Source organism: Streptomyces sp. GESEQ-35, from assembly GCF_017948485.1.
In the GTDB taxonomy this organism is placed as follows: Bacteria; Actinomycetota; Actinomycetes; order Streptomycetales; family Streptomycetaceae; genus Streptomyces.
The window spans coordinates 196,542-223,431 of record NZ_JAFFSX010000002.1 but is presented as its reverse complement, the minus strand read 5'-3'; the positions used below and the strand labels follow the sequence as shown (position 1 = coordinate 223,431).

The 26,890-nt window shown below is 72.0% G+C and carries 22 protein-coding genes; 9 read left to right on the top strand and 13 right to left on the bottom strand.

The genetic code is table 11. The annotated features are described in order from the left end of the window. Positions 1-75 precede the first annotated feature (75 nt). Complete coding sequence (locus tag KCH87_RS04515; protein ID WP_210584321.1) at positions 76-2,013, top strand: glycosyltransferase family 39 protein; 1,938 nt, start codon at positions 76-78, stop codon at positions 2,011-2,013. Positions 2,014-2,142: 129 nt separating this feature from the next. On the opposite strand, the gene KCH87_RS04510 is transcribed toward KCH87_RS04515, so the two are convergent. Genes KCH87_RS04510 through KCH87_RS04500 form a run of 3 tightly spaced genes read right to left on the bottom strand, consistent with a single transcriptional unit; the run spans position 2,143 to position 4,916 of the window. Then, entirely contained in the window at positions 2,143-2,862 is a 720-nt protein-coding gene (locus KCH87_RS04510) for an FAD:protein FMN transferase (protein ID WP_210584319.1), read from the bottom strand. 1 nt (position 2,863) lies between these two features. Next, on the bottom strand, positions 2,864-3,568 hold the full coding sequence (locus tag KCH87_RS04505) for an FMN-binding protein (protein ID WP_210584317.1): 705 nt from the start codon (positions 3,566-3,568) through the stop codon (positions 2,864-2,866). A gap of 10 nt (positions 3,569-3,578) precedes the next feature. Continuing rightward, positions 3,579-4,916, bottom strand: a complete 1,338-nt coding sequence (locus KCH87_RS04500; RefSeq protein ID WP_210584315.1) for a ferric reductase-like transmembrane domain-containing protein — start codon at positions 4,914-4,916, stop codon at positions 3,579-3,581. Between the two features lie 154 nt (positions 4,917-5,070). On the opposite strand from KCH87_RS04500, the gene KCH87_RS04495 reads away from it, so the two are divergent. From KCH87_RS04495 to KCH87_RS04485, 3 genes are read left to right on the top strand one after another with little or no spacing between them, the layout of a single operon-like run. Beyond that, complete coding sequence (locus KCH87_RS04495; RefSeq protein WP_308298746.1) at positions 5,071-5,778, top strand: response regulator transcription factor; 708 nt, start codon at positions 5,071-5,073, stop codon at positions 5,776-5,778. Beyond that, entirely contained in the window at positions 5,775-7,220 is a 1,446-nt protein-coding gene (locus KCH87_RS04490; protein ID WP_210584311.1) for a HAMP domain-containing sensor histidine kinase, read from the top strand. Before KCH87_RS04495 ends, KCH87_RS04490 begins: the two co-directional genes overlap by 4 nt. A 53-nt stretch (positions 7,221-7,273) precedes the next feature. Further along, positions 7,274-8,293 carry an NAD(P)-dependent oxidoreductase gene (locus KCH87_RS04485; RefSeq protein ID WP_210584309.1) on the top strand — a complete coding sequence of 340 codons (1,020 nt, stop codon included), beginning with the start codon at positions 7,274-7,276 and terminating at the stop codon, positions 8,291-8,293. A gap of 92 nt (positions 8,294-8,385) precedes the next feature. Here KCH87_RS04485 and KCH87_RS04480 read toward each other — a convergent pair whose 3' ends face one another. Both KCH87_RS04480 and KCH87_RS04475 read right to left on the bottom strand, forming a co-directional pair. Further along, positions 8,386-9,498 (bottom strand): sensor histidine kinase KdpD, encoded by a 1,113-nt coding sequence (locus KCH87_RS04480; protein WP_210584307.1) that lies wholly within the window; start codon positions 9,496-9,498, stop codon positions 8,386-8,388. 2 nt (positions 9,499-9,500) lie between these two features. After that, positions 9,501-10,208: a response regulator transcription factor gene (locus KCH87_RS04475; protein WP_210584305.1), complete on the bottom strand. Its 708-nt coding sequence runs from the start codon at positions 10,206-10,208 to the stop codon at positions 9,501-9,503. A gap of 103 nt (positions 10,209-10,311) precedes the next feature. Between KCH87_RS04475 and KCH87_RS04470 the strand changes: the two genes are divergently transcribed. From KCH87_RS04470 to KCH87_RS04465, 3 genes are read left to right on the top strand one after another with little or no spacing between them, the layout of a single operon-like run. After that, positions 10,312-11,022, top strand: a complete 711-nt coding sequence (locus tag KCH87_RS04470; protein ID WP_210584303.1) for a glycosyltransferase family 2 protein — start codon at positions 10,312-10,314, stop codon at positions 11,020-11,022. After that, positions 11,019-11,627, top strand: a complete 609-nt coding sequence (locus tag KCH87_RS48845) for a DUF2064 domain-containing protein (RefSeq protein WP_308298745.1) — start codon at positions 11,019-11,021, stop codon at positions 11,625-11,627. Before KCH87_RS04470 ends, KCH87_RS48845 begins: the two co-directional genes overlap by 4 nt. 5 nt (positions 11,628-11,632) lie before the next feature. Continuing rightward, positions 11,633-12,382 (top strand): methyltransferase domain-containing protein, encoded by a 750-nt coding sequence (locus KCH87_RS04465; RefSeq protein ID WP_374198968.1) that lies wholly within the window; start codon positions 11,633-11,635, stop codon positions 12,380-12,382. Here KCH87_RS04465 and KCH87_RS04460 read toward each other — a convergent pair. Together KCH87_RS04460 and KCH87_RS04455 are read right to left on the bottom strand one after the other, a co-directional pair. After that, a complete protein-coding gene (locus KCH87_RS04460) occupies positions 12,271-12,729 on the bottom strand; it encodes a hypothetical protein (RefSeq protein ID WP_210584299.1) in 459 nt (152 codons plus the stop codon). The two genes, KCH87_RS04465 and KCH87_RS04460, sit on opposite strands and share 112 nt — an antisense overlap. Then, positions 12,729-13,958: a molybdopterin-dependent oxidoreductase gene (locus KCH87_RS04455; RefSeq protein WP_247195704.1), complete on the bottom strand. Its 1,230-nt coding sequence runs from the start codon at positions 13,956-13,958 to the stop codon at positions 12,729-12,731. The genes KCH87_RS04460 and KCH87_RS04455 overlap by 1 nt, the downstream gene beginning before the upstream one ends. A 113-nt stretch (positions 13,959-14,071) precedes the next feature. On the opposite strand from KCH87_RS04455, the gene KCH87_RS04450 reads away from it, so the two are divergent. Together KCH87_RS04450 and KCH87_RS04445 are read left to right on the top strand one after the other, a co-directional pair. Further along, positions 14,072-15,436 (top strand): hypothetical protein, encoded by a 1,365-nt coding sequence (locus tag KCH87_RS04450; protein ID WP_210584296.1) that lies wholly within the window; start codon positions 14,072-14,074, stop codon positions 15,434-15,436. A 168-nt stretch (positions 15,437-15,604) separates the two neighbouring features. Beyond that, positions 15,605-16,642, top strand: a complete 1,038-nt coding sequence (locus KCH87_RS04445; protein ID WP_210584294.1) for a lysylphosphatidylglycerol synthase transmembrane domain-containing protein — start codon at positions 15,605-15,607, stop codon at positions 16,640-16,642. 94 nt (positions 16,643-16,736) lie between these two features. On the opposite strand, the gene KCH87_RS04440 is transcribed toward KCH87_RS04445, so the two are convergent. From KCH87_RS04440 to KCH87_RS04415, 6 genes are all read right to left on the bottom strand, one after another. Next, positions 16,737-17,993 carry a phosphodiester glycosidase family protein gene (locus tag KCH87_RS04440; protein WP_210584292.1) on the bottom strand — a complete coding sequence of 419 codons (1,257 nt, stop codon included), beginning with the start codon at positions 17,991-17,993 and terminating at the stop codon, positions 16,737-16,739. 560 nt (positions 17,994-18,553) lie between these two features. Then, positions 18,554-19,633 (bottom strand): class I SAM-dependent methyltransferase, encoded by a 1,080-nt coding sequence (locus tag KCH87_RS04435; protein WP_210584290.1) that lies wholly within the window; start codon positions 19,631-19,633, stop codon positions 18,554-18,556. A 64-nt stretch (positions 19,634-19,697) separates the two neighbouring features. Continuing rightward, positions 19,698-20,897 (bottom strand): glycosyltransferase, encoded by a 1,200-nt coding sequence (locus KCH87_RS04430; RefSeq protein WP_210584288.1) that lies wholly within the window; start codon positions 20,895-20,897, stop codon positions 19,698-19,700. Then, positions 20,894-21,700: an alpha/beta fold hydrolase gene (locus KCH87_RS04425; RefSeq protein ID WP_210584287.1), complete on the bottom strand. Its 807-nt coding sequence runs from the start codon at positions 21,698-21,700 to the stop codon at positions 20,894-20,896. The genes KCH87_RS04430 and KCH87_RS04425 overlap by 4 nt, the downstream gene beginning before the upstream one ends. A gap of 2 nt (positions 21,701-21,702) precedes the next feature. After that, positions 21,703-22,014, bottom strand: coding sequence for a phosphopantetheine-binding protein (locus KCH87_RS04420; protein WP_210584286.1), 312 nt, complete (start codon positions 22,012-22,014; stop codon positions 21,703-21,705). Beyond that, positions 22,014-26,885 carry a type I polyketide synthase gene (locus KCH87_RS04415; protein ID WP_210584285.1) on the bottom strand — a complete coding sequence of 1,624 codons (4,872 nt, stop codon included), beginning with the start codon at positions 26,883-26,885 and terminating at the stop codon, positions 22,014-22,016. Before KCH87_RS04415 ends, KCH87_RS04420 begins: the two co-directional genes overlap by 1 nt. Positions 26,886-26,890: the final 5 nt, after the last annotated feature.

Sequence of the window (26,890 nt, the reverse complement as noted above, 5' to 3'; positions counted from 1 at the left end):
GCTCAGGGATCCCCCAGACGCCGCCTCGACCGTCGTCGTCATGTCCTTCCCGTCCGGATCCCTGGAGCATGTGTCATGACGACCCTCGCCCCGCCGCCCGCGCCCGTGCGGGACAGCGGCCCCCGGCACCGCGCGGCCCTGCCGGACGACCCTCGCTGGGCGCGCCCGGCGCTGTGGGCGGTCCTGGTGCTGGCCGCGGCCCTGTACGCCTGGAACCTGACCTCGGTCACCGGCAACACCTTCTACAACGCGGCCGTCTACAGCGGCACGCAGAGCTGGAAGGCGTTCTTCTTCGGCGCCCTGGACGCCGGGAGCTTCATCACGGTCGACAAACCGCCGTTCGCGCTGTGGGTGATGGGCCTGTCGGCCCGTGTCTTCGGCTACGGGACCTGGCAGTTGATGCTGCCGATGGTCGCGCTGGGCGTCGGGTCCGTGGCGCTGCTGTACCGGCTGGTCAAGCGGGACTTCGGACCGGTGGCGGGCATCATCGCCGCACTCGCGCTGACCCTCACCCCGATCACGGTGGCCATCAGCCGGGACACCAACCCGGACCCGGTCCTGGTCTTCCTGATGCTGCTCGGCGCCGCCGCGCTGCTGAAGGCCGTGCGCACCGGGCGGATGATGCCGCTGGTGTGGGCCGGGGTCGCGATCGGGTTCGCGTTCAACACGAAGATGATGCAGGCCTACGTCGTCCTGCCCGTGTTCTTCGTCGTCTACCTCTGGGCGGCGCAGGGAAGTGTCGGGCGGCGCATCCGCAACCTCGCGGTCGGCACGGTCGCGCTGGTCGTCTCCAGCGCCTGGTGGATGGTGGTCGTCGATCTGGTACCCGCCTCCTCCCGGCCCTACATCGGCGGCTCGACCGACAACACGGTCTGGGACCTGGTCATCGGCTACAACGGCTTCGGCCGCATCTTCGGGGCGAGTTCGTCGGTGGGCTCGCAGGGCAACGGGGCGAGCTTCGGCGGCGACGCGGGCCTGTACCGGATGTTCAACGACATCATGGGCGGCCAGATCTCCTGGCTGATCCCCTTCGCCGTGGTCGCGCTGATCGGCGGGCTGGTGCTGCGCGGACGGGCGCCCCGTACGGACGCCAAGCGGGCGGCGCTGATGCTGTGGGGCGGCTGGTTCGTGCTGCACTATCTGACGTTCGCCCTCGCCGAGGGCACCTTCCACCCCTACTACGTCACCGCCATGGCCCCCGGCATCGCGGCGCTGGCGGGCGCGGGCGGGGTCATGCTGTACGACGCCTTCCGCTCACGTCCGGCGGTGAAGTGGGGGTGGGTGCTGCCGGCGGCGATCGCCGTGAGCGCCATCTGGGCGGTCGTGCTGCTCCAGCGGGTCTCCGGCTCCGGCACGCTGTACACGGTCGCGCAGGTCGTGGCCGGGGTCGCCGGTGCGGCCGCCGTACTCGGGCTGCTGCTCGGCCGGTTCACCAAGCGGCGCCGGCTGATGGGGCTTGCGGCACTGGCGGCGGTCGTGGCGCTGCTGGCGGGGCCGGCCGCGTACTCGGCGTCGGCGGCGACCTCCTCGACCAACGGGACGAATCCGACCGCGGGGCCGAGTACCGGTGGGGGCATGGGCGGGGGCGGCGGAGGCCAGGGCAAGGGCGGCGGTGCGCCCACCGGCTCCGCGTCCAAGCAGGCACCCTCCGGCAACCGGACCAGCGGTGGCGGCGGCACGGGCGGCGACACCCAGGTCTCGTCCGAGATGATCACGTACCTCAAGAAGCACCAGGACGGCGCCACTTGGCTGGTCGCGGTCGCCACCGACCAGACCGCCTCCTCGATCATCCTGGAGTCCGGCGAGCCCGTCATCTCCATGGGCGGCTGGTCCGGCACCGACGACGCCATGACCCTCGCCAAGCTCAAGAGCCTGGTGAAGACGGGCAAGCTGCACTACATCGTCATCACCGACAGCGGCCAGGGCAGCGGCACCAGCTCCGACATCACCGAGTGGGTCAAGGAGAACGGCACGGCAGTGAGCGCGTACACCGGCCTGTACCGCCTGGGCTGAACCGGCCACACAAAGGGGCGGTACGGGTTCCCGTACCGCCCCGCGCAACGTGCCCCATAGGGGCGCGGGGAACTGCGCGACCAGCCCCCACAGACCCGCACCCGCAAGCCGACCAGACGCACCGAGCTCTTAGGCGACCGGCACCCGTTCAGTACGCAGCACCCGCCGCTCGGCGTCCACCGCGAACACCTCACACCCCACCCGCCCAGCCGCCCAGGCAACCCCCTCCGCACCCATCGCGAACGCGGCAGTCGCCGCCGTGTCCGCCTCGGTGAGCGTGGACGCCACGACGGTCACCGAGAGCAGTCCGGTCGCCGGACGCCCCGTCCGCCCGTCGACGATGTGATCGCCCCGCTCATAGCGCCCGGAGGTCGCGACCGCGCCGTCCCTGATCTCCAGCACCGTGCACAGCTGATCGGCGTGTTCGGGGTGCCGTATGCCCACGCGCCAGGGACCGCCCGCCGCGACCACGTCGCCGCCGGCGTTGAGGCAGAACCGCCGCATGCCCGCCGCCGTGAGGAGTTCCGCCGCCCGCTGCACCGACCAGCCCTTGACGACCGCGCACGGGTCGAGGCCCTCGCCGGGCCGACGGGCGTCGAAGGCGCCGCCGGTGGCGAGACGGTACTGCTCGCACAGGTCGAGCACCTCGGCGAGATCGGCACTGACCTCGCCGAGCGCGATGTCGCCCCGGTCGAGCCGGGACACCTCGCTGTCGGGCTTGAACGGGCTGAACCGTTCGTCGACCTCGCGCAGCCATGCGAAGACCTCGTCCGCGAGAGCGGCGGGGACCTCCTCGTCGTCGATGCGCAGGGAGACGGGGAAGCCCATCACGTGCTCGACCCGGTGCATGTCAGGCGCCCTTCGCGTCGATCGCGGCCTGGAGGGACTCCTTGTAGCCGTCACTGGTGATCGTGGCACCGGACACCGTGTCGATGTCCGCGCTCTGCGCCTCAAGGGTCTCGGCGATCAGCTTCGGTACGGCGGCCGTCGTCTGGGGATGGTTCGGCTGCTGGAGCATCCGCACGGACTTGATGGCGTCGCCCTCGAACGTCACCTCCACCTGCACCGGCCCCTTTTCGGTGCTGAGGGTCGAGCCCGCGACGGTCTCGGTCGTCGTCTGTGGAGAGGCGGACTCCGAAGCCTCCGCGGAAGAGGCGTTCTTGTCGATCGCCGCCTGGAGCGACTCCTTGTAGCCCTCGGTGGTGATCGTGGCACCGGACACCGTGTCGATGTCCGCGCTCTGGGCCGTCAGCGTCTCCGAGATCAGCTTCGGCACGGCCGCGGTGGTCTGCGGGTGGTTCGGCTGCTGGAGCATCCGTACGGCGGTGATCTTGTCGCCCTCGAACGTCACCTCGACCTGCACCGGACCCTTGTCGGTCTGGATGGTCGAGCCGGTGACCACGGTGGAGCCCGAGGACCCCGATGAGGACGCCGAGGGCGTGGACGCCGGCGCCGCCACTTCCGTGGACGCGCCGGTGTCGACCGACGGCTCGTAGCGCCAGACGGTGACCAGGCCCGCGGCGGACAGGACAAGGGCGGGAATGACTCGCTTCACAATGTCCCTCTCATCCAGCCAGGCTGAAGCGCTCGAAGTGGATCTGCGGCTTGGGCACGTCCAGCTCGCGCAGGCTGCCCAGCACCGCGTTCATCATGGGCGGCGGCCCGCACAGGAAGACGTCCCGGTCGGCGATGTCCGGCACGAGCCGGCCGAGTTCGGGTGCGGCCAGCCGGTCCGGGACGGGCGGCCCGGTGACCAGGTGCAGTTCGGCGCCCTTGGTGGCGGCGAGGTCGCGCAGCTCGTCGTAGAGGACGGCGTCCCGGTCGTTGCTCACGCGGTAGATGACGACCGCGTGGCCGTCCAGCTCCTCCAGCAGGGCGCGGATCGGGGTGACACCGACGCCGCCGGCGATGAGGAGGGACTCGGGCCGGGTGCGGTGCATCGCGGTGAAGGCGCCGTAGGGGCCCTCGGCGAAGACCCGCGTACCGACCTTCACGTGCCGCAGGGCCGCGCTGCCCGCGCCGGCCGCCTTGGCGGTGAGCCTGAGGCCGCGGCCGTCGGGCGCGGCGGACAGCGAGAAGGGGTTGGCCTGCCACCAGCGGTCGCGGGTGAGGAACCGCCACAGGAAGAACTGCCCGGCCCGTGCGCCCATCCGGTCCAGGTCGCGGCCGGTGATGTAGACGGAGACGACGTTGTCGGACTCGGGGACGACGGCCGAGACACGCAGCTGGTGGCGCCAGTTCCGCCACAGCGGCAGCACGGCACGGCCCAGGACCACCGCGCCGAGCGCGAAGCCCCACAGGGTCCACCAGTAGGCGGTGGCCAGGGACGACGCGACGAACGTCGTACCGACCGCCACCTCGTGGGTGAACGCCAGCACCACGGCGGCGTAGGTGTACAGGTGGAGGAAGTGCCAGGTCTCGTAGGCCAGCCGGCGCCGGGCCCAGCGGGCCGAGACGGCGCCGATGCCGATGATCAGCAGCCAGGCGACCAGCGCGCGCAGCACGCCCTCGGTGGTCTCGGCGAGGTCGACCAGCTGGTTGACCGGGTCCAGGCCCGAGGAGTCGCCGTAGCCGAAGGTGATGAAGACCACGTGGCCGACCAGCGTCCACAGCAGCGAGAAGCCGGTCCAGCGGTGCCAGAGGGTCATCCGGTCCATGCCGATACGGCGGTCGAACCAGGGCAGCCGGGCCACCAGCAGCAGCTGGAAGGCCATCAGGAGTCCGCCGAACAGGCCGCACAACCGGCCCAGCACGATCAGGGTGTTGGAGGCGAATCCGGCCTGGACGAAGAAGTAGGTCACCACGGCAACGTTCACGGCCAGCACGGCGTACAGACCCGTGCGGGCGGCCACCCTGGGGCGTATCGCCGTGGGGGGCGCAGGGGGCGTTTGGACGGTTGTCACGGTCGGCAGCTCCTTGGTCAGAGGTCCTGGGACACTGAGCTTCGCTGGCGGGAGCTGTCGAATACCTGTCGTTGTACTTTCAAGTGGTTATCGATGTGGTCCCGGCCGTGACCTGGCTCATGGCGCCGACGGGCGCGTGCCGCACTATGTGGAGGTGGAGAAAGTACGACTGCTCGTCGTGGACGACGACCCGCCGATCGCCGACCTCGTCGCGACGGTCGCCCGCTACGAGGGCTGGGACGCGGTCACGGCGAACTCCGGTGAGGAGGCACTGCGGGCTGCCGCCGAGTTCCACCCGGACATCGTGGTGCTCGACCTGATGCTGCCGGACGTGGACGGCTTCGGCGTGCTCGACCGGCTCCGCCGCTCCGGGACGATGGTGCCGGTGGTGTTCCTCACCGCGCGTGACGCCGTCGCCGACCGGGTGGCGGGGCTGACCCGGGGCGGCGACGACTATCTGGTCAAGCCGTTCGCGGTGGAGGAGCTGATGGCCCGGCTGCGGACCGTACTGCGGCGCAGCGCAGGGCCCGGCTTCCAGCGGTCCGTCCTCCAGGTCGCGGACCTGACGATGGACGAGGACACCCGCGAGGTGCGGCGCGGCGACCGGCTGCTGACGCTCACCCCCACCGAGTACGAGGTGCTGCGCTACCTGATGCGCAAGTCGCCGACCGTGCTCACCAAGGCGCAGATCCTCGACCATGTGTGGGAGTACGGCTTCGGGGGCCGCTCGAACGTCGTCGAGCTGGTCGTCAGCCGGCTGCGCCGCAAGCTCGACGAGCCCGATGAGCCCGTCGCGGACGCGGCACCGCTGATACACACCGTGCGGGGCTTCGGGTACGTGATCCGGCAGGCAGCCGAGTGATCGGGCGGATCAGGCAGACGTACGACAGAACGGGGCTCGGCACCCGGCTCGCGCTGAGCCTCGGGGTGCTGTCCCTGATCGTGTTCGCGGTCGTCGGGACGGCGCTGACGGCATATATGCGGGACTACCTGGAGCACCAGCTCGACGACCAGCTCAAGCTCGTCCAGACCGCGCAGACCACGGACGCCCAGGTGCACGGGATCGTGGAGGAGAAGCCGTACTGGGGCTGGTACACCGCCGTGTACGACGTCACGGACGACTCGGCCGTCCTGCGCAAGCCCTCCGACGTACCGGACGACAACAGCGCGCTGACCGCGCTCGCCCGGTCGATGGCGCACTCGGACGACGAGATCCAACGCACCGCGAAGATCGACGGGAAGGGCGAGTACCGGCTGCGGGGCTGCGAGGTCCAACCCGGTGTGGTCCTGGTCAGCGCGGCGCCCATGGAGGACATCGAGGACACCGTGGGGCAGCTGCTCACGGTGCAGGCCATCACGTTCGCGCTCGCGGTGCTGGCGCTGGTGGTGGTCGGCCGGAAGATGCTGCGGCGCGGTCTGAAGCCGCTGAGCGACATGGCGTCCACCGCCCACGGCATCGCCTCGCACAACCTGACCGAGTCGGCGGCCCGGCTGCCGCTGCGTGCGGACGGCAGGGACGGCGGCCCGGAGGTGGCGGAGCTGCGCACCGCGTTCAACACGATGCTGGAGCACATCGACGACTCCCTCGCGGTCCGCGCGGAGGCCGAGCAGCGGCTGCGCCGGTTCGTCGCGGACGCCTCGCACGAGCTGCGCACACCGCTGATGTCGGTACGGGGCTATGCGGACCTCTTCCAGTACGCCGCCGCCAACGCCCCCGAGGAACGGGACAAGCATCTGGCCCGGCTGCGCGCCGAGGCCGCCCGGATGGGCTTCCTCCTGGACGACCTGCTGCTGCTCGCCCGTCTCGACGCCGCCGAGGTGGAGGCTCCGCTGCGGATCGCGGACGCCGACCTGGTGGAGCTGGTGGGGCACGCCGCCGACGCCTTCCGGGCGGCCCACGCGGACCATCCGCTGACGGTGGCCCCCGGTCCCTCCCGGCTGTCGATGCGGCTGGATCCGCAGCGCATCCGGCAGGTCCTGGACAACCTGCTCACCAACGCGGCCGTGCACACCCCGCCCGGCACGCCGGTGTCCGCGTCCGTGTCCGTCACGGACGGCCGGGCCGTCGTCCGGATCGCCGACGCAGGGCACGGCATCCCGCCCGCCGACCGGGAACGGGTCTTCGACCGCTTCTACCGGGTCGACAAGGCCCGCAGCCGCGACCGGGGCGGCAGCGGTCTCGGCCTGGCCGTCGCGCACTCCCTCGTGTCCGCGCACGGCGGCACGATCGACCTCACCAGCGAGCCGGGCGCGACGGTGTTCACGATCTCGCTGCCGCTGCCGAAAGGTCTTACGGACCGGTGACATGACGGGCGCGGCCCATCCGTAACGGCTGGTCGGGGGCCTACGTTGAGGGCATGCGCGTACTGGTCACCGGCGGTGCCGGGTTCATCGGGTCCCATGTCGTCGAGGCGCTGAAGGCCCACGGGCACGAGCCCGTCGTCCACGACATCCGCACCGACCCGGCGTCGGACGTGCGCGACCCCGACACCGTCCGCACCGCCCTGACCGGTGTGGACGCGGTCTGCCACCAGGCGGCGATGGTCGGCCTCGGCGTCGACTTCGGTGACGCGGCCGACTACGTCTCCCACAACGCCCTGGGCACCGCGGTCCTGCTCTCCGCCATGGCGGAGACGGGCGTACGACGTCTGGTGCTGGCCGGGTCGATGGTGGTGTACGGCGAGGGACGGTACTCGTGCGAGTGGCACGGGGTGGTGCGGCCCGGCCCCCGGTCGGTCGCCGACCTGGAGGCGGGCCGCTTCGAGCCGCTCTGCCCGGTCTGCGGCGAGGAGCTGTCCCCCGGGCTGGTCGGCGAGGACGCCCCGGTCGATCCGCGGAACGTGTACGCCACGACCAAGCTCGCGCAGGAGCATCTGGCGGCGGCCTGGGCCAGGTCGACCGGCGGCTCGGCGGTGTCGCTGCGCTACCACAACGTCTACGGCCCGGGCATGCCCCGCGACACCCCGTACGCCGGCGTCGCCTCCTTCTTCCGCTCCGCCCTCGCCCGCGGCGAGTCCCCCCGCGTCTACGAGGACGGCCGCCAGCGCCGTGACTTCGTACACGTACGGGACGTGGCCTCGGCCAACGTGGCCGCCCTGCAAGCGGATCCAACCCCGGGCGCGCTCACCGCGTACAACACCGGCAGCGGCGACCCGCACACGGTCGGCGAGATGGCCGAGGCCCTGACGGCGGCGTACGGCGGCCCGGACCCGGTGATCACCGGGCAGTACCGACTGGGGGACGTCCGTCACATCACGGCCGACTCGTCGAGGCTGCGGGCGGAGTTGGGGTGGAAGGCGGAGGTGGGATTCGCGGAGGGGATGCGGGAGTTCGCGGGGTCGGAGATGCGAAAGGTTAGAGAATCACCCTCCGGCTGAAACCCAGCCCCTCCGGCGTTTGAGGAGCGGGGTCTGGGGCGGAGCCCCAGGGACGGGAAGGGAAGGGGCGGAGGGGGCGAAAAAACCGCCCGTCACACCCCGCCCACCGGCAAGGTCACCACGAACCGGCACCCACCGGGAACGTTGTGAACCGCAGCCCTCCCCTGATGCGCCTCCACGATCCCCCGCACGATCGCCAGCCCCAACCCCGCCCCCGCCGGCGGCGTCCGCGCATCGCTCCCCCGCCACCCGGTATCGAACACCCGCGGCAGATCCTCCTCAGGAATCCCCCCACACCCGTCCGTCACGGACAACACCACACCATCGCCCGACCGTTCGGCGGCCACGGCGACGGTCCCGTCGGCCGGCGTACGCCGGATGGCGTTGACCAGCAGATTCCCGAGCACCCGGCTCATCTCCTTGCCGTCCACCTCGACCGGCACCGGTTCCACCAGATCGCCGACAAGCCGTACGCCATGCTCACGCGCCAGCGGATCGGCTCCCGCAAGGGCATCCCCGACGAGGTCGTACAGCGAGATCCGGCTGGGACTCAGCGCCAGCGTCCCCGCATGGATGCGGGAGAGTTCGAAGAGGTCGCCGACCATGTCGTTGAGGCGTTCCACCTCGGTGCGGATCTGACGGAGGTAGCGGTCGGGATCGGCGGCGACACCGTCCTCCAGCGCCTCGGCCATCGCGCGCAGCCCGGCGAGCGGGGTGCGCAGATCGTGCGAGATCCAGGCGACGAGCTCACGCCGGGAGGACTCCAGGGCGCGTTCCCGGGTGCGGGACTCGGCGAGCTTGGCGCTGGTCGTCTCCAACTCCCGGCTCAGTGCGGCGAGTTCGGCGGTCGCGGGACCGGCGGGCGAGGTGAAGTCGCCGCCGTCGCCGAAGGAGCGGGCGGCGAGCGCGAGGGCCCGGCTGCGGGCGACGACCCAGCGGCCGAGCAGCAGGGCGGTGACGAGGGAGACGACGGCGGCCATCGCGGCGACCAGCGTGACGACCTTCAGATCGTGCTCGGACAGGAACATGGCCTGTGCGACCACCAGCGTGCCCGCGAGCATCGCGGTGACGGCGACGGCGGCGATCACGGCGAGGTGCACGGCGAGCGACCGGCGCCGGATCAGCCGCAGCACACCGGCGCCGAGCACACCGGCGGCGGCGGCGCCGAGGAAGGCGAAGAGGGCGATGAGGAGTGTGTCGCGCATGGTCACGCCTCCTCGATGTCGAAGCGGTATCCGACACCCCACACCGTCTGGATCAGCCGGGGCCGGGCCGGATCGTCCTCGACCTTGCCGCGCAGCCGGCGGACATGGACGGTGACGGTCGACAGGTCGCCGAAGTCCCAGCCCCACACCTCGCGCATCAGGTCCTCCCGGCTGAAGACCCGGCCGGGATGCCTGAGGAAGAACGCGAGGAGGTCGAACTCGCGGACGGTGAGGGCGAGTTCGGTACCGTTCTTGGCGGCGCGCCGGGCCGCCGGGTCGACGGTGAGGCCGGCCGCGTGCAGGCTGGCGGACGGCTGGGCGGGGCTGGCGCGGCGCAGCACGGACTCGACGCGCAGAACCAGCTCCCGGGGGCTGAAGGGTTTCGTCACATAGTCGTCGGCGCCGACCTCCAGGCCCAGGATCCGGTCGTCCTCGTCGCCGCGCGCGGTGAGCATGATGACCGGCACGGGTCCGCGCACCCGCATCTGCCGGCACACCTCCAGGCCGTCCATGCCCGGCAGCATCAGGTCCAGCACCACGAGGTCCGGCCAGTGCGCGGCGGCCCGGTCGAGTGCGTCGGGACCGTCCCCGGCCCGGTCGACCACGTATCCGGCCCGGTCGAGGTACCCGGACACGACCTCGGCGACGGTCGGATCGTCGTCCACGACGAGGACCCGGGCTCCGGCCCTCACCTGCTGCTGCTCTTCCATGCCGCCAGCCTCGCACCACGCGCGCGCCGATGGCGTCCACCCCCGCTGACGTCCTTGTTTCGTAAGAAGCCGAAGTCCGAAATGTCCAGTTCACGCTCGTAGGGTGAGATCCGTGACGACCCCTTCCCCCGCGGACCAAGAAGTCGACGTGGTCCTCCCCTGTCTCAACGAGGCCGAGGCGCTGCCCTGGGTCCTGGAGCGCATCCCGCCCGGCTGGCGGGCCCTGGTCGTGGACAACGGATCCACGGACGGCTCGGCCGACATCGCGCGCGCCCTCGGCGCGAGAGTCGTGCACGAGGAGCGGCGCGGCTTCGGCGCCGCCTGCCATGCGGGCCTGACGGCGGCCACCGCCGGCATCGTGTGCTTCTGCGACTGCGACGCCTCCCTCGACCCGGGTGACCTCGTGCCCTTCGTACGGGAGGTGGCCGGCGGCTCGGCAGACCTGGTGCTCGGCCGGCGGCGCCCGCAGGGCCGGGGCGCGTGGCCCGCGCACGCCCGCGCGGGCAACCTGGCGCTGACCCGGATGCTGCGCCGCCGCACCGGACTGCGCCTGCACGACCTGGGCCCGCTGCGCGCCGCCCGGCGCGAACACCTGCTCGGCCTCGACCTGACCGACCGGCGCAGCGGCTATCCGCTCCAGATGGTGGTGCGCGCCGCAGACGCCGGCTGGCGCATCGCCGAGCACGACGTCCCCTACCTCCCGCGCACCGGCGCCTCCAAGGTCACCGGCACCTGGCGCGGAACCTGGCAGGCGGTACGGGACATGAGCCGGGTACTGACCGAGACCGCCGCCGAGCAGGGAGCCCGCCTGTGACCACGCTCCTCGTCATCGCCAAGGAGCCCCGGCCGGGCCGGGTGAAGACCCGGCTGACACCGCCGTTCACACCGCGGGAGGCGGCCGCGCTCGCCGAGGCCTCGCTGGCGGACACCCTGGACACGGTGGCGCGTACGCCGGCCACACGCCGGGTGCTGGTACTCGACGGGGCTCCAGGCCCCTGGCTGCCGCCCGGCTTCGAGGTCGTACCGCAGTGTGCGGGCGGCCTCGACGAACGTCTCGCCGCGGCGTTCGCTGCCTGCACCGGCCCGTCCCTGCTCATCGGCATGGACACCCCCCAGGTGACCCCGGAGCTCCTGACCGTGGACTTCGCCGACTGCGACGCGTGTTTCGGCCCCGCCGAGGACGGCGGCTTCTGGGCCCTGGGTCTCGCCGCACCGGACCCCGCCCTGCTGCGCGGCGTCCCGATGTCGACCCCGCACACCGGCGCCGTGCAGCGCGGCCGCCTCGCGGGCCTGCGGGTACGGGACTTGCCGTGTCTGCGGGACGTCGACACGGCGTACGACGCGGAGGTGGTCGCCAAGGCGGCGCCGGGCGGGCGTTTCGCGGCGGAGCTGGAGCGGCTGACGACAGAGGCGCGGTGAGTGCGGTGAGCGGGGTGCGGCAGGCGACGGCGCTGGTGAGGCAGGCCTCCGCCGACGACCGCCCCTGGACCGCGGACGCCTACACCGACGCCCTCCTCACCGGGCGCGGGCCGCTCTTTCTGCGCCGTACGGACGGCTGGCTCCTGCCGTTGGATGTGGAGCGCTGGTGTGCGCGTGCCGACGCGGTGGACCTGGAGGTGCTGGCCCGGTGCGAAGGTGCGGTGCTCGACGTGGGCTGCGGTCCCGGACGGCTGGTCGCCGAACTCGCGGTCCGGGGCCGGCACGCCCTCGGCATCGACGTCAGCGAGGCGGCCGTCGCCCACACGGTGCGGCTCGGCGGACAGGCGCTGCACCGCTCGGTGTTCGAGCCGGTTCCGGGAGAGGGCCGCTGGGGTACCGTCCTGCTCGCCGACGGCAACGTGGGCATCGGCGGCGATCCCCTCGCCCTGCTCGACCGGCTGGGCCAACTACTGGCTCCTGGCGGCCTGTTGATCGCCGAGACGGCTCCGGTGGACGTGGACGAACGCATCCACGTGCAGGTCACCGACGGGCGGGGCGCGGCCGGCGCCCCGTTCCCCTGGGCCCGCCTCGGCACGTCCGCGCTGCTGCGGCAGGCGCACCGCGCGGGCTGGCGCGCCGTCGATCAGTGGACCTCGGGCGGCCGTTCCTTCGCGGTCCTGCGCAGCCGTCGTACGAACAGGACCGCGGAGCCTGCGAACAACGCGGCCGTCACCAGCAGCCAGCGGGCGGGGTAGCCGTCGGCGGAGAGGCCCGTGGCGGACTCGTAGCGGTGCGCCACTCGCCCGCTGATCAGCGGGAACCACACGAGCAGCAGCAGGAGGGACAGGGCGGCCGGCACCCGGACGTAGCCGACCGCCCAGCGCCGCCCGGCCGCGCCGAACGCGGTCACCAGGGCCCGGTCCGCCGCCGAGTACAGCGGCACCAGGGCCAGGTCGTGGACGAGCGCCGCACCCACGAACCACAGGGCGACCTCGAACCAGTCCCCCTCCAGCAGCCGCACCCCCGCATACCCGGCGAGCGCGAACGACGCGGCGAGCAGGAGCAGTTGGAACGGACTGCCGACGGCGGGACGAGCGCGCATCACAGATCTCCGAACGTCATCCGGGCCACCCACTTGGTGTTCAGCACACCGGGAGCCGCGGGCACGATGACCCGGGCCGGATAGCCGTGGTCGGGGGACAGGTCCTCGCCGTTGACGGTGAGGGCGAGCAGGGAGCGTTCGTCGGCGACCTGGTTGGCGCGCAGGGCGGCGTGGCGGAAGGCGCCGCGCTGCTGGAGCGACTCCACGAACACGTCGGGCGGATCGTCGTGACCGACGAGTGCGGCCAGATCCCGCAGCCGTACGCCGCGCCACCACTGGTCGGAGGTCGACCAGCCCTCGACGCAGGCGATGGGCAACGAGGAGGAGTGCAAGGGGAGTCGGAGCAGGTCGGCACGGGTCAGCCGTACGGTGCCGGTGCGTCCGGTGACGACCAGCCGCCAGGCCTCCTCCTCCGTGTCCGCCGTGCGGATCCCGGCGTACCCGGCCGTCTTGTTGATCTGGAATCCGTTCGGTCCCGAGCCCGGTTCGGCGCCGCCGTGCGGGGCGAGGAGGGCGGTGCGGCGCAGGAAGCCGTCGAAGCTCTGCCCGACGGTCGTGGCGAACAGCAGCAGCGAGCCGCCCCCGACGAACCACAGGGCCCCGCGCCGGGACACCGTCGGCTCGTCGGGCTCCGGGGCCACCAAGTCGTCTTTCTCCTCCCGCAGTTGCCGCAGATTGCGCAGCGCCTGCGGGAGCTTCAGTACGACGTGCGCGACGAACGCGGCGAAGAACACCCACGCCCCGTAGAAGTGCAGGGGGTAGAAGGAGCCCGGGAAGATGTAGTCGAGCTGGACGTTCAGCACACCCGTCACGAACTCGAAGAGGGCGCCGCCCACCAGCAGGACCAGCGAGAGCCGCTCAGCCGCGTGGGCGAGCGAGCGCGCGGGCGGCAGGGTGAACAGCCTCGGCACGACCGACCACAGCTTGGCCAGCAGGACGGGGATGAGGGTGATGCCGAGGGTGACGTGGATGCCCTGGTTGAGCCGGTAGAGCCAGTGCGGGTCGGTCGGCCAGGAGAAGAGGTAGAAACCGAGGATCCCCTTGTCGGGCGTCTGGTCGTTCACCGGATCCAGGTCCGGGTTGTAGGCGGCGTACGACACCAGGCCCGTCAGGAACAGCAGCGTTATCCCGCCGAGCAGCACCACACCGAGCACCGAAGTGAGCCAGGGGCCGCGCAGCGGGCTGCGCCAGAAAGCTGGGGAGAACGGGGTGGGAGCCGTACGTCGCATGTCCCGACCGTAGGCCCGCATCACCCCAGGACAGTGTTCGCGAACCATGACGAATCTCTTACGTCCGCGCCCGTCACACATCCGGCGGACGCCGGGCGTCCTAGCGTTCTCGCGTGACCCGCGATCTTCTGCCCGACACCGGTCCCGACGCCCTCCCGGACACCCGCCGGGACCTCCGCCGTGACCTGTACGCGGCCTGCGCCGCCGCCCTGCTCTTCGTCACCGCCGCCCTGGTCGGTACCGCCGTCGAACACCGGGACGGCTCGCTCTTCGTCGACTGGCCGCCGCTGCTCGCCGACTGGTACCCGCATCTCGGCCCCGGCACCCCGGCCGCGATCGCCGTCGCGGTGGCCGTGGTGGCGTACGGCCCGCCCCTGGCCGCCGGTCTGCGCTGGCGCCGCCTCCTGCTCACCGTCTGGGGAGCGGGCACGGCCTGGACCTTCTCGCTGGCGCTCGTCGACGGCTGGGAGCGCGGCATCGCCCGGCGACTGACGACACGCTACGAATACCTCCAGGTCATCGACCGCTTCCACGACATCCCGGCGGCACTGCGCGACTTCACCCACCACATCCTGCTCGACTCCCCCGACCACTGGCCCGCGCACATCGCCGGCCACCCTCCGGCGGCCACGCTCACCTTCGTCTACCTGGACCGCATCGGGCTGGGCGGCGGCGCCTGGGCCGGGGTCTTCGTCATCATCGTCGGCGCGACCGCCGCCCTCGCGATCCTCCTCACCGTCCGCACCCTCGCCGACGAGAAACTCGCCCGCCGCGCCGCGCCCTTCCTGGTTCTGGCCCCGGGTGCGGTGTGGCTGGGCACCGCCGCCGACGGCTACTTCGCGGCGGTCGCCGCCTGGGCGGTCGCGCTTCTCGCGCTGGCGGTGACGGGCCACCGGCCCCGCTGGACGGGCCTGGCCTCCGGCCTCCTCTTCGGCCTGCTGGTCTATCTCTCGTACGGCCTGACGCTGTTCGTCGTGATCGCCGCCGCCGTACTGCTCCTGGGCTCCGACCGGATCCGTCCGCTCCCCTTCGTGCTGGCCGGTTTCCTGGTTGTCCCGATCGTGTTCACCGCGCTGGGCTTCTCCTGGTGGGAGGCGTACGACCTGCTGGTCACCCGCTACGACCAGGGCGCCGGCGGCACCCGGCCGCAGGCCTACTGGGTGTGGGCCAACCTCGCCTGCCAGGTCCTCGTCGTCGGCCTGGCGACAGCGGCGGGGCTACGGCGGACCGGAGTGACCCTGCTCCGCCGGGACCGTACCGCCGCGTTCCGCCTCGGCGTGCTGGTGCTCGCCGCACTGGTCGCGCTGCTCGCCGCCGACCTGTCCGGGATGAGCAAGGCCGAGACGGAGCGGATCTGGCTGCCGTTCGCGCTGTGGCTGTTGCCGGCGTGTGCGCTTCTCACGGGGGTGCGGGGGTGGCTGGTGGCGCAGGCGGTGCTCGCGCTGCTCGTCAATCATCTGCTGCTGACGGGCTGGTGACCCCGGTCACACCGTGACGGCGTTGCCCGTCCGCCCTCGCCTCGTCGGTTCCCGGCCACCATCCCGTCACACGGGAAGGGAACGCTCCCCGCGTCCCCCTTTGCTCGCCTCCTCGTACACGTCAGTCCCGCCACAGCGCGGGCACGACGCGGAAGGACGACGTGCGCCGTGTCCCCGCTCCAGCTCGACGACTTCCCCAAGCCGTCGCTCACGCCCATCCCCATCCCCGCTCAAGCCTCGGTCAGTGCCCCCACACCGACCCCGACGCGGCGGCGGCAGCGCCCGCTCCGCTGGGCGCTGAGTCTGCTGCCGCTTCTGCTGATCGGCGCGTACGCGGCGTTCGACTGGCCCACGGTCCATGACAGCGCCGTCCGTCTGGCCGGTGCCGACCTCTGGTGGCTGCTGGCCGGAACCGTGTTCAACATCCTGTGCTGGATGGCCGCTTCCGTGACCCGGCAGGGCGCCCTACCGGAACGGCTGCCGCCGGGGCCATTGCTCGCGTCGCAGTTCGCCGCCGGCGCCGCCAACCACGTCCTGCCGGCCGGCCTGGGCGCACACGCCGTGACCCTGCGCTTTCTACAGAAGCAAGGGATATCCATCCCCCGGGCGACGGCGTCGCTGGCGCTGTACTCGCTGGTCAAGCCCGTCGCGAAGACGCTGCTGATCCTCGCGTTCCTCGTCGCGTTCCCCGGCACGCTGCGCATCGGTCAGCTCGTCCCGGACGCGGAGACGTTGACCGTGGCCGCCATCGGCATCGTCTGCGCGCTCGCCGCCGCGGCCCTGCTGCTGACAGCCGTACGCCCGCTGCGCCGGCCGCTGCTCGACTGTCTGAACACCGCCCTGACCGACGCCCGGCTGCTGCACGCCCGCCCGGTCCGGGTGCTTCAGCTGTGGGGCGGGGCGGCGGCGTTCCCGCTGTTGCAGGCCTGTGTGCTGGCCTCGGTGGGGTCTTCGCTCGGGCTGGAGTTGCCCTGGGTGCATGTGATCTTTGCGTATCTTGCCGCCAGCGCCGCGGTGGGGGCGGTGCCCTCGCCGGGCGGCATCGGCCCTGTTGACGCGGCGCTGGTCTTTACCCTCGTCGTGTTCGGCGCGCCCATGGTGCTGGCGACCGGCACGGTGATCGGGTTTCGGGTGATCACTGTGTGGCTGCCATTGCTGCCGGGGGCACTGGTGTTGTCGGGGATGGTGAGGCGGAAGATGTTGTGAGTGCTTCCGCCGGTAGTCCTTTCGCCGCGGGTCCGTTGTGGCTGGTCGCGCAGTTCCCCGCGCCCCTGAAGGGGCGCTTCATTGGAGCGCGTTTTTAGGGGGCGTCCTTGAAGATCAAAGCGTCCCCTACCGGTCGCTCCGTCGTTCCGCTCGGCTGGTTCACCAGGGTGCCCTGCACCGACATGGCCGTGGAGCCGCCGCCGTCCAGGTTGATGGCGTCGTGCAGGCCCAGTGCGTCGGCGACGGCCGCGGTTTCGTCCATCGTCGTGCCGACGCTGGTGGTCATACGGCCGTCGATCGTCGCAAGCACGATCCTGCCGTCCCGTGTCGTTCCGGCGACGGTGCGGGGGTTGCGGTCGAAGAAGCTGCCGGAGCCGGGCGGCACGACGATCTCGCCGTTCGCGGTGAGCCGGTAGCGCCCGTTGACGCCGGACAGTCCCGGCCGGACCTGAAGGGTCTTGCCGCGTTCGTCGGTCAGCGTCGAGGTGAGCTTGAGGCAGCCCTCTCCCGCCGCCTGCAACAGGGTTGACGCCTCCCTGCCGGTCGCCTGGACGGACGTCTGGCCGGCAGCCAGTGCCGTGCCCCGGGTGGTCGACGTACGGATCACGCAGCCGCGCCGGTCCAGGACGACCTCGGCCCCGGCGCCCGCCGGCGTGGACTCGGCGAACTCCGGCGTGAACCGGCTGACATCGCCGGGTTCGGTGCACTCGGCCGTCCCGGCGCAGGCCGCGGGGACGACGGGCGGGTGGTTGAGGTACTCCAGCGGGAGCGAGGCGCCGGTCGCCCGGTTCGTCACGCTGCCCGACCAGCTGAGCTTGCCCATCAGGACGCGGTCGGTGCGGGAGTCGACGACGAGGTCGGCTTCTGCGGGGTCTGCCGTGGGCTCGCTGAGGAGTCGCCCGTCGTACAGGCCCAACCCGACCGGGTCGCCCGGGTATTGGACGCTGGCCGTGAAGGTGAAGAAGGAGGCGTTGACCCCCGCGAGCGCTCCGGAGGAACGGACGAGGTCGGTGGTCTTCTCCGTGCGGGCCAGGTCAGGTCCGTAGGTCGCCTTCAGATGGCCGCGGGTCCTGCGGGGGTCGATGGTCAGCACGTTGACCACCCAAGGGCCGCGGGTCGTGGTGTTGATCTGGTCGGCGGGGGCGGGCTCGGTCCCCCGCACGATCCGGGTCAGGGTGACGCCGTCGGCGAGCGCCCGGCTGCTGCGCGTCTCGACGAGGTCGCCGTCACCGAGGGGAAGAGTCCGGTCGGCGGCTTGGGCGTGGCCGCCCGGAGCGACCAGGACGGTCATTACGGCCGTCGTCACAGCCGCGGCACGAGTGATCCCGAGTCTGTACGAGCTGGATGTCATGTCCGCGAGCTTCTTCCGCCCGGGGAACGACCGGTAGGCCCACCTCACCCACCCGGGTGAACAACTGCCGAAGCGGCACACGGATTTGCCGTAAGCGGAACCAGTCGGGCGCGCAAGGGCGCCCCGTCAGGGGCGCGGGGAACTGCGCGACCAGCCCCCACCGACCCGCGGACAACCGAACCGCGCAACCAGCCGAAGCCGCACACTGAGTTGCCTCTTGGCAGGTCGGATGGCCGACAGCGCCCCGAAGGGGCGCGGGGAACTGCGCGACCAACCCCCACCGACCTGCGGACAACCGAACCGCGCAACCAGCCGAAGCCGCACACCGAGTTGCCTCTTGGCAGGTCGGATGGCCGACAGCGCCCCGAAGGGGCGCGGGGAACTGCGCGACCAACCCCCACCGACCCGCGGACAACCGAACCGCGCAACCAGCCGAAGCCGCACACCGAGTTGCCTCTTGGCAGGTCGGATGGCCGACAGCGCCCCGAAGGGGCGCGGGGAACTGCGCGACCAACCCCCACCGGCCCGCGGACAACCGAACCGCCTGTCCAGCGGAGCGCTCAGTCCCGCCGGGCCACCAGCCGGTACGCGTTGGACACCCCGAGCCGAGCGGACAGGGGCCGGATCGCGAACCGGTCCAGCAACGTGCCCGCGACCAGGGCCGGGATACCGGCGATCAGCAGCGCGCCGCGCAGGGTGCGCTTCAGCGCGTTGGGCGCGGACGGCAGCCAGGGCAGGTTGTCGCGGGGAGCCGCCGCGTCGAGTGCGAGCCAGGCGCCTGCCAGCAGATCGACGGGGTCGTGCGGCTCGGCGTGCTGTTCCGCCACGACCGTGAAGCCGAGGTCGGTCAGCCGCTGCCGCAGATTGCCGACCGGCACGAAGTGCAGATGCTGCGGCTGGAGCCACGGCAGCCACCACCGCCCGAGGATGCGGGCGTAACGGCTGTCGGGGTCGGGCACCTCGATCAGCAGATGCCCGCCGGGCCGCAACGCCTCGCGCGCGGCCCTCAGTTCACGGTCCGGCTCGGTGCTGTGCTCCAGGTAGTGGAACATGCTCACCACGTCGTAGTGCCCGGCGAACCCCGCCGCCAGCTCGGGGAAACTCCCCCGGTAGCCCCGCTCCACCCGCCCGGCCCGCTCGGCGAGTTCGGCCCCGTCGGTGAAGTCGAGCCCGTCGAAGGTCGTGCCGGGATGGACGGTGCGGGCGGACTCGCAGAAGTGGCCGTGCCCGGTGCCGACGTCGAGCCAGTTCTTCGGGTCGGAGGTGTGCGGCAGCAGGGACGCGGCCCGCTGCTCGTACATCTTGCTCCGGCCCGCGAAGGTGTTGCCCAACTGCTTCTCGCCCAGGCCGTCGTAGAAGTCCCGGTAGTAGAACTCCAGCCCCTCGGCGCTGAGCCGGGGGTTCTGGAAGGTGTGCCGGCACTCCCCGCACCGGTCGAGCACGAACCGGCCGGGCTTGTGCTGGAGCAGATCGGTGGTGCGCAGCCGGGTGGTCAGGTCTTCCGAACCGCACCAGGGGCAGGTGGTGCGCCGGGGTTCGAAGAACCGGTCGAGGCCGTCGGCCAGGTCGGCCTGGTAGCCGGGGCGCAGGGCGGCGACCTGTTCCGCACGGCTCGGCGACTTGTGCTCTTCCTCATTCATGACGCCTCCTCGTTCATGACGCTTCCTCATTCATGACGCCTCCTCGTTCATGACGCTTCCTCGTTCATGACGCTTCCTCGTTCATGACGCTTCCTCGGGCGACCAGTTCTTCGAGACGGGAGGCCGCCGCGGTGGCACCCCCGGCGGCCCGGAATCCGGTACGGATGCGTAGCGCCGCGGCCCGGTGGCCGGGTTCGTGCAGGACGGCGTCGAGTGCCTCGCCCAGCTGCACCGCGGTGACCCGTCCGAACCGGACCCGGATCCCCGCCCCGGCCCCGGCCACCTGCCCGGCCACCACCGGCTGGTCGTCCCGGATGGGTGCCACGACCAGGGGCACACCGTGCCAGAGGGCTTCGCAGACGGTGTTGTGCCCGGCGTGACAGACGACGGCGTCGACCCTTTCCAGCAACGGGAGTTGGGGCACGGACGGCACGATCAGTACGTCCTTGTCGGCGGCCGCCGTGAGTACTCCCGCAGGATCCACGATCACCGCCTGCATCCGGTCCGCCCGGGATCGTACGGCCTCATGGCACTCCCCGAGGAACCGCGCCCCCACATCGGTGTTGGCGGTCCCGAGCGTGACGAGGACCGTCGCGCGGGACGGGTCCAGCCAGTCCCAGGGAAAACCGGCCTGGGCGGGTCGGGCGGCGATGGACGGGCCGACGTACCGGATCTGTTCCCCCGTCCGGGCATCCGGCCCGACGAACTCCCGGGTGCTGAAGGCGAGCACGAGATGGGGCGAGAAGCGTGGATCGGCGGTACCGGCCGGGTCACCGATCCCGGCCCGCAGCTCGCTCAGGAGTCCGTCGATCCAGTCGGCGACCTTCGGCATGCCCGCCAGGACGTCGGTGAACTCGGCGGAGGTGGTGGCCGAGGTCGCCCACGGCACGCCCAGCCGTTCGGCGACCAGCCCGCCGGCGAGGGCCTGCTGGTCGGCGACGACCACATCGGGGCCGAACTCCCGCACCGCGGCGGTCACTCCGGGCGCCATCGCCTCGGCGAGCGGGGCCAGAAACCGTTCCCAGAGGAACTTCAGCGCCTCGGGACCGCGGAGCTCCGGCGGTCGTACGCCGTCCCCCTCCCCCGGCACGGGCCCGTCGCAGGAGAACACGACGGATGTCTCGCCCGCGAGCCGCAGGAGCAGGCCCGGATCGGCGCAGGCCCAGGCCACCTCATGTCCCCGGCCGGTCAGTTCGGCGGCGACCCCCACGGCCGGGTTGATGTGACCCACGAGCGGCGGCACGACGAACAGGAACCGGCTCACCGCACCTCCGCCAACGGCGGCTGTCGGATCAGCTCGAGGATGTGACCGCCGACGACTCCGGCCGCTTCCACCAGTACCGAGTGCTCGTGCCCCGGCACCACCACGGTCCGGCAGTCGGGCAGCAGCGCCTCCAGCCACGGCGCCAGTTGGGCAAGGTCGGAGTCACCGCCGTACAGGGCGAGTACGGGACAGGTGACGGCCCGGATCGATTCCTCGGTGAGCACGCGGCTGGCCGGGATGTCGTGCGGGAGGCTGGTGGTGCGGGCCAGCCTGGCCGCGCCCTTGGCGAGGCGGGCGGTGTTGTGGCTGCGGTGCGCGGTGATCCAGGCGAGGGCGTCCTCCTCGTTGAGCGCGAGCTGGGTCAGCACACGGTGCAGGATGCCGCCGATCTTCACCGCCCAGGCCTCGGTGGCCGGTTCCGACTCGATGAGGGTGAGGCTCGCGACGCGCTCCGGGTGGCGGGCGGCGTAGCCGAAGGCGACCGTGCCGCCGTAGGAGTTGCCGACCAGATGGACCGGGCCGTTGACCGCCAGCCGGTCGAGCAGCGCCTGGAGGTCGTCGATGTTGTCGTCGAGGCGGTAACCGGTGTCGGGGCGGGCGCTGCGGCCGTGGCCGCGCAGGTCGTACATGACGACGTCGATGCCGGCCAGCGCGAACACGGGGGCCACGGTGAAGTAGTAGCTGGCGAGGCTGTCGGTGAGCAGACCGTGTACCAACACCGCCGTGGCAGTGGCGGGTTGACCGTCCCTGGGACCCATTCTCTGCACGTGCAGCCGGATGTCGCCGGTGTCGACGAAGGCCATGATCAGGCCGCCTCGGCCGCTTCGAGGCTCTGCACGATGTGCTCGACGAGCCGGCCGACGGTGAGTTCGATGATCTCGTCGAACTCCATCCCGGCCAGGAACTCGGCGAAGTTGACCCGTCCGGCGTACCGCTCCTCCAGGAGCCCGGCGAGCGTGACGAGGTCGATGCTCTCCAGCTCCAGATCGCGGTTGAAGGTGGTCTGCATGCCGATCTCGACGTCGTCGAGGCCGTACTCGTCGAGGAGCGTGCCGAGCATGCCGGTGATGTCGGCGAGCACGGTTGCCTCGTCGGTGGCCCGCGGGGTGTGCTGCATCAGTCCCTCTCCTCGTCGTGCGGTTGCGTCGGTCCCGTCGTCCAGGCCACGACGTACTCCCTGCTCGGCAACCCGGGCGGATTGCCGGTCCGTTCGCAGCGCACGGTGTACGCGCGCTCCAGCCGCCCCGAGACGACCAGGCGGTCCGCGTCGGCCGCCAGCACGGTGAAGTCGCGCGGCCGCCCGCCGAATCCGGTCCCCTCCGCCTTCGCGACGGCTTCCTTGGCCGCCCAGAACCGGGTGAACCACAGCGCCTCGGAGTCGGCGGTGGCATCGCATCGCGTCCGCAGCAGGGCGAGTTCGTCCGGTCCGAGAGCGGTGGCGAGGGTCCCCCGGTCCCGCTCGACGACTTCCTCGATGTCGATGCCGGGCCCGGCGCCCGGGGTGTGCGGCCGTACGATCGCGACGCCGGCCTCCGCGCAATGGGCGAGCGAGAGATCCAGCGGCGGCAGGCTCCTCCCGTGCAGGCCTTCGACGTACGGTCGCCCCGAGTCGTCGTTGAGGACCCGGATCTCGGCCGGGAAGACGGGCCCTTCACCCTGGTCCCAGAGCCATCGCCGTACGGCGTCCTTGGCGGCGATCCTGCCGAGCAGCCACTGTCGGCGGCCCCGGGGCGCATGCGCCTCGTACTCCGAACGCTCCGCGCTGCTCAGGGAGTTGCGCATGATGAGATTCCGCGAGGCGAGGTCCGGCCAGCGCTCGTGCAGCAGCATCCAGCCGTCCGGCCGGGCCTCGGAGAGGGTGTTGCGCTCGGGGAAGCGTTCGACGGGCCGGGTCTGCGGGTCGTTGTCGAAGCGGCGGTCCTGCCAGCCGGTGAGCTCGGCCCAGACCTCGCCGCCGACGGTCAGCTGGACGTCCGCTTCGAGGACGGTGTCGGTGAGGGACGTGATCCTCACGAAGCAGCCGACGTCCGTGCCGGGGTGTGGCTGCGGACCGTAGAAGCGCATCTGCCGCATCTGGACGGGGAAGACGACGGACCGCTCGGTGCGGGTGGCCATGATCCAGTAGCCGAGGATCTGACCGACGTTGTCGAGGAGCGACCCGGGCGCGGGCGGGGTCGTGATCACCCCTCGTACATGCGCCTCGCCGATCGCGGTGAGCTCGCTGACGCCCTGGAACGCCGGGCCGTGGAACATCCAGCGCTCGGCGTACAGCTGCACGGCGGTGTGGTCGGGGGTGCGTTCGGCGGCGTGGTCCGGGTGCCAGGGGGTGGGAGGTGTCGCCGGGTAGCGGTCGGACAGCTCGACGACCGAGCGGGCGCGAGGGCCGAAGGAGACGGCGAGCCGGGCGGGGGTGTCGGGGACGGGGGTGACGGTGACCTCGACGTCCACGGACGGGGTGGCGGTGAGCCACTGGTCGAATCGCGCCCCGTGCACGGCGACCGCCCGGCTGCCGGGGGCGACCTGCTCGGCCGCCTCCATCATGTGCTGCACGATCGTCGTCGCGGGCACCACCGGCCAGCGGTCGGGCACGTCGGGCCAGCCGGGACGTTGGGGGAAGAAGCAGTGGTCGAGGAGGTAGGGCATGGTGTCGGGGGAGACGTGGACGGTGGTGCGGTGGGGTTGTGGGTGGCCGTCCCCAGGATGTCCGTCCCCAGGGTGGATGCCCGCGGGGTGACCGTTCGTCCGCGGTCCCGGGCCGACTGAAGCAGGAACGGCCGGCGCAGGCTGGACGGGATGCGCGGGCGCGGGAACCAGTGCGGCGGGAGCGGGCGCTGTGACGGAACCCGCGGCCGTACCGCTGCTGCCCGCCGCGATCAGCGCGACCGCCGCGTCCGCGGTCTCGCGCAACAGCGCGCCCAGTTCGGCGGCAGCCGGGAATCGTCCGGCCAGCGCGTCCAACCCCGAGGGTTCGGCCACGGAGGTCGCCAGCTGGGGTGCCGGAGAAGCGGCCTGCAACTCTACGCGCAGCTCCCCCAGGACCCGCTCGTCGAGGGAGACGAGCGCCCCTCCCAAGTCGAGCCGGACCGGCTGCCGGTCCCCTCGCGCGGAAGCTGCGCGGTGGCCGACTTCCGCGGCGGACGGTTCGGCAGCGCCCCGAAGGGGCGCGGGGAACTGCGCGACCAGCCCCCACGGCGCCGCAGACGAACGACGCCCCACCGCGGCACCCCCAGCGGAGCCCCCCGCGGAGCCCGTCGTCCAAAGTGCCGTCGCCACCCGGTGGAGCTGGGCGAGACCCGTGCGGTGGGGGGAGTTGGCGGGCACGACGAGGTGGTCGCGGCCGGACAGGGTGTCCCCGATGAGGGAGCCCAACTGGCCCGGGCCGACCTGGACGAAGGCGCGGTGGCCGGCCGCGTACATCGCCTCGACGAGCTGCCGGAAGCGCACCGGCTCCAGCAGATGCCGGACGAACAGCTCGCGGACCGCCGACTCCCCGGACGGGAACGGCGCCCCCGTGGTCCCGGACCACACCGGCACGGTCGGCGGATGCAGCCGGAAGCGGCTCGCCGCGTCCCTGATGGGGCCGAGGTACGGCTCCAGCATCGGCGTGTGGAAGCCGGACCGGAACGGCAGCACCTGGCTGATCACGCCCTGCGCGCGGAAGGCCCGTACGAACTCCGTCACGGCCGTGTCCGGACCGCACACCATCGACTGGGCGGGCGCGTTGTCGTGGGACAGCACGATCCCGGCGTCCGGCCAGTCGGCCTCCAGCGCCGTCAGCACCCGCTCGGCGGACGCCCCGATCGCGCCGAACGCCAGCCCCGGCACGGTCAGCGCGTCCGGATCGAAGGACGACATGAAGCCGTCCACCTCGTCCCCCGAGTACAGCCCGGCCGCCGCCATCGCCGTCCACTCACCGACACTGTGCCCGGCGACCGCGTCCGGCACGACCCCCATCCGCCGCAACGCCCCGTCGAGCAGCCGCCCGACGGCGACGACCCCGAGCCCGTGCCGGCCGATGTCCCCCACCCGGGCGGACCCCGGTACGGGCCCGGACAGACCGAAGTGTGCGGCGACATCGTCCACCCGGGGTTTGAAGTCGCCTTCGAGCCCCGGGAAGACAAACGCGAGCTTCCCGCCCAACGGGGCAGGAGAGAACCAGACGTCGTTACGACCCTGCCAGGCCCGTCCCCGCCCGACCGCCCGCCGGGCGAGCGCCAGCCGCTTGGCGGTGGGGTCTACGATGCCCAGCCGGGCCGGCCCGGCAGGCGCATGGGGATCGAGACCGGCGGTGCGTACGGCCGCGTCATCGGCGTCCAACAGCACGGCGAGGCCCTCAGGGCTATCGGCGGCGAGGAGCAACACACGCTCCGGCTCGGCAGAACGCGTCGGCTCGGCAGAATGCGTTGGCTCAGCAGAACGCGTCGGCTCAGCAGAACACTCCGGCACGGCAGAACGCGTCGGCACGACAGAAGGCTCCCGCACGACAGAACGCGCCGAGCCGGCAGCGCCCCGAAGGGGCGCGGGGAACTGCGCGACCAGCCCTCGCGGCGCCGCAGACGACCGACTACCCACCGCGGCACCACCAGCGGCCGGAGCCTCCAGCACTACATGCGCATTGATTCCCCCGAACCCGAACGCGTTCACAGCCGCCCGCCGCACCACACCGCCGTCCCACGGCTCCGCCTCCTCCAACGGCCGAAACCGCGTAGCGAAAAGCGCCGGATTCGGCTCATCGCAGTGCAACGTCGGCAACAGCACCCCGTGGTGGACCGCGAGAGCCGCCTTGACCAGCCCCGCCACACCCGCCGCCGGCATCGTGTGACCGATCATCGACTTCACCGAGCCGATCACCGCAGCGTCACCACGCCCGAACACCTCGGCCAGCGTGGCCAGTTCCGCCGCATCCCCCGCCGGCGTCGCCGTACCGTGCGCCTCCAACAGCCCGATGGAACCAGCAGCCGCAGGATCGAGCCCCGCCGCCCGCCAAGCCTGCCGCACGGCACTCGCCTGACCGCCGGGATCGGGGTTGACCAGCCCGCCGGCACGCCCGTCGCTCGCGACCCCCGTACCCCGGATGACGGCGTACACGCGATCCCCGTCGCGCTCGGCGTCGGCGAGGCGCTTGAGGACGACCACGCCCGTGCCCTCACCGATCAGGATGCCGTCGGCGTCCCGGTGGAAGGGGCGGATGCGCTGGCTCGGGGAGAGTGCGCGGAGCTGGGAGAAGACGGACCACAGGGTGATGTCGTGGCAGTGGTGCACTCCCCCGGCGAGCATCACGTCGCAGCGCCCGGCGGCGAGTTCGCCCACCGCCTGATCGACGGCGACCAGTGAGGACGCACAGGCGGCGTCCACGGTGTACGCGGGTCCGCGCAGGTCTAGCCGGTTGGCGACCCGGGAGGCCGCGAGGTTGGGGACGAGCCCGATCGCCGACTCGGGGCTGTCGGGCCCGAGTCGCTCGGTGAACGCCGTCCGGATCCGGTCGAGTTGACCGGAGTCGAGATCGGGCAGCAACTCCCCCAGCGTACGGACGAGTTGACCCGCCGTACGGACCCGCTGGTCGAGCCGCACCAGGCCGGGCGTGAGATATCCGCCCCGGCCGAGCACGACCCCGATCCGCTGCCGGTCGGGCAGCCGCTCCTCGCCGCCCGCGTCGGCGAGCGCGGCGGCGGCCACGTGCAGCGCGATGAGCTGGTCGGGCTCGGTTCCGGAAACCGATTTCGGCATGATCCCGAACCGGGTGACCTCCACCTCCGCGAGGGTGTCGACGAATCCGCCGCGCCGGCAGTACACCTGGTCGGCGACCGCACGGCCGGTGGCGGAACCCGGACGGTAGTAGTCGGAGTCCCACCGCCCTTCGGGTACGTCGGTGATGGCGTCCGTGCCGGCCAGCAGGTTCCGCCAGTACATGTCGAGGTCGGCGGCTCCGGGCAGCATCACCGCCATCCCCACGATGGCTATGGGCGGCTGTGGCTGACGACGTGTCATTTCCG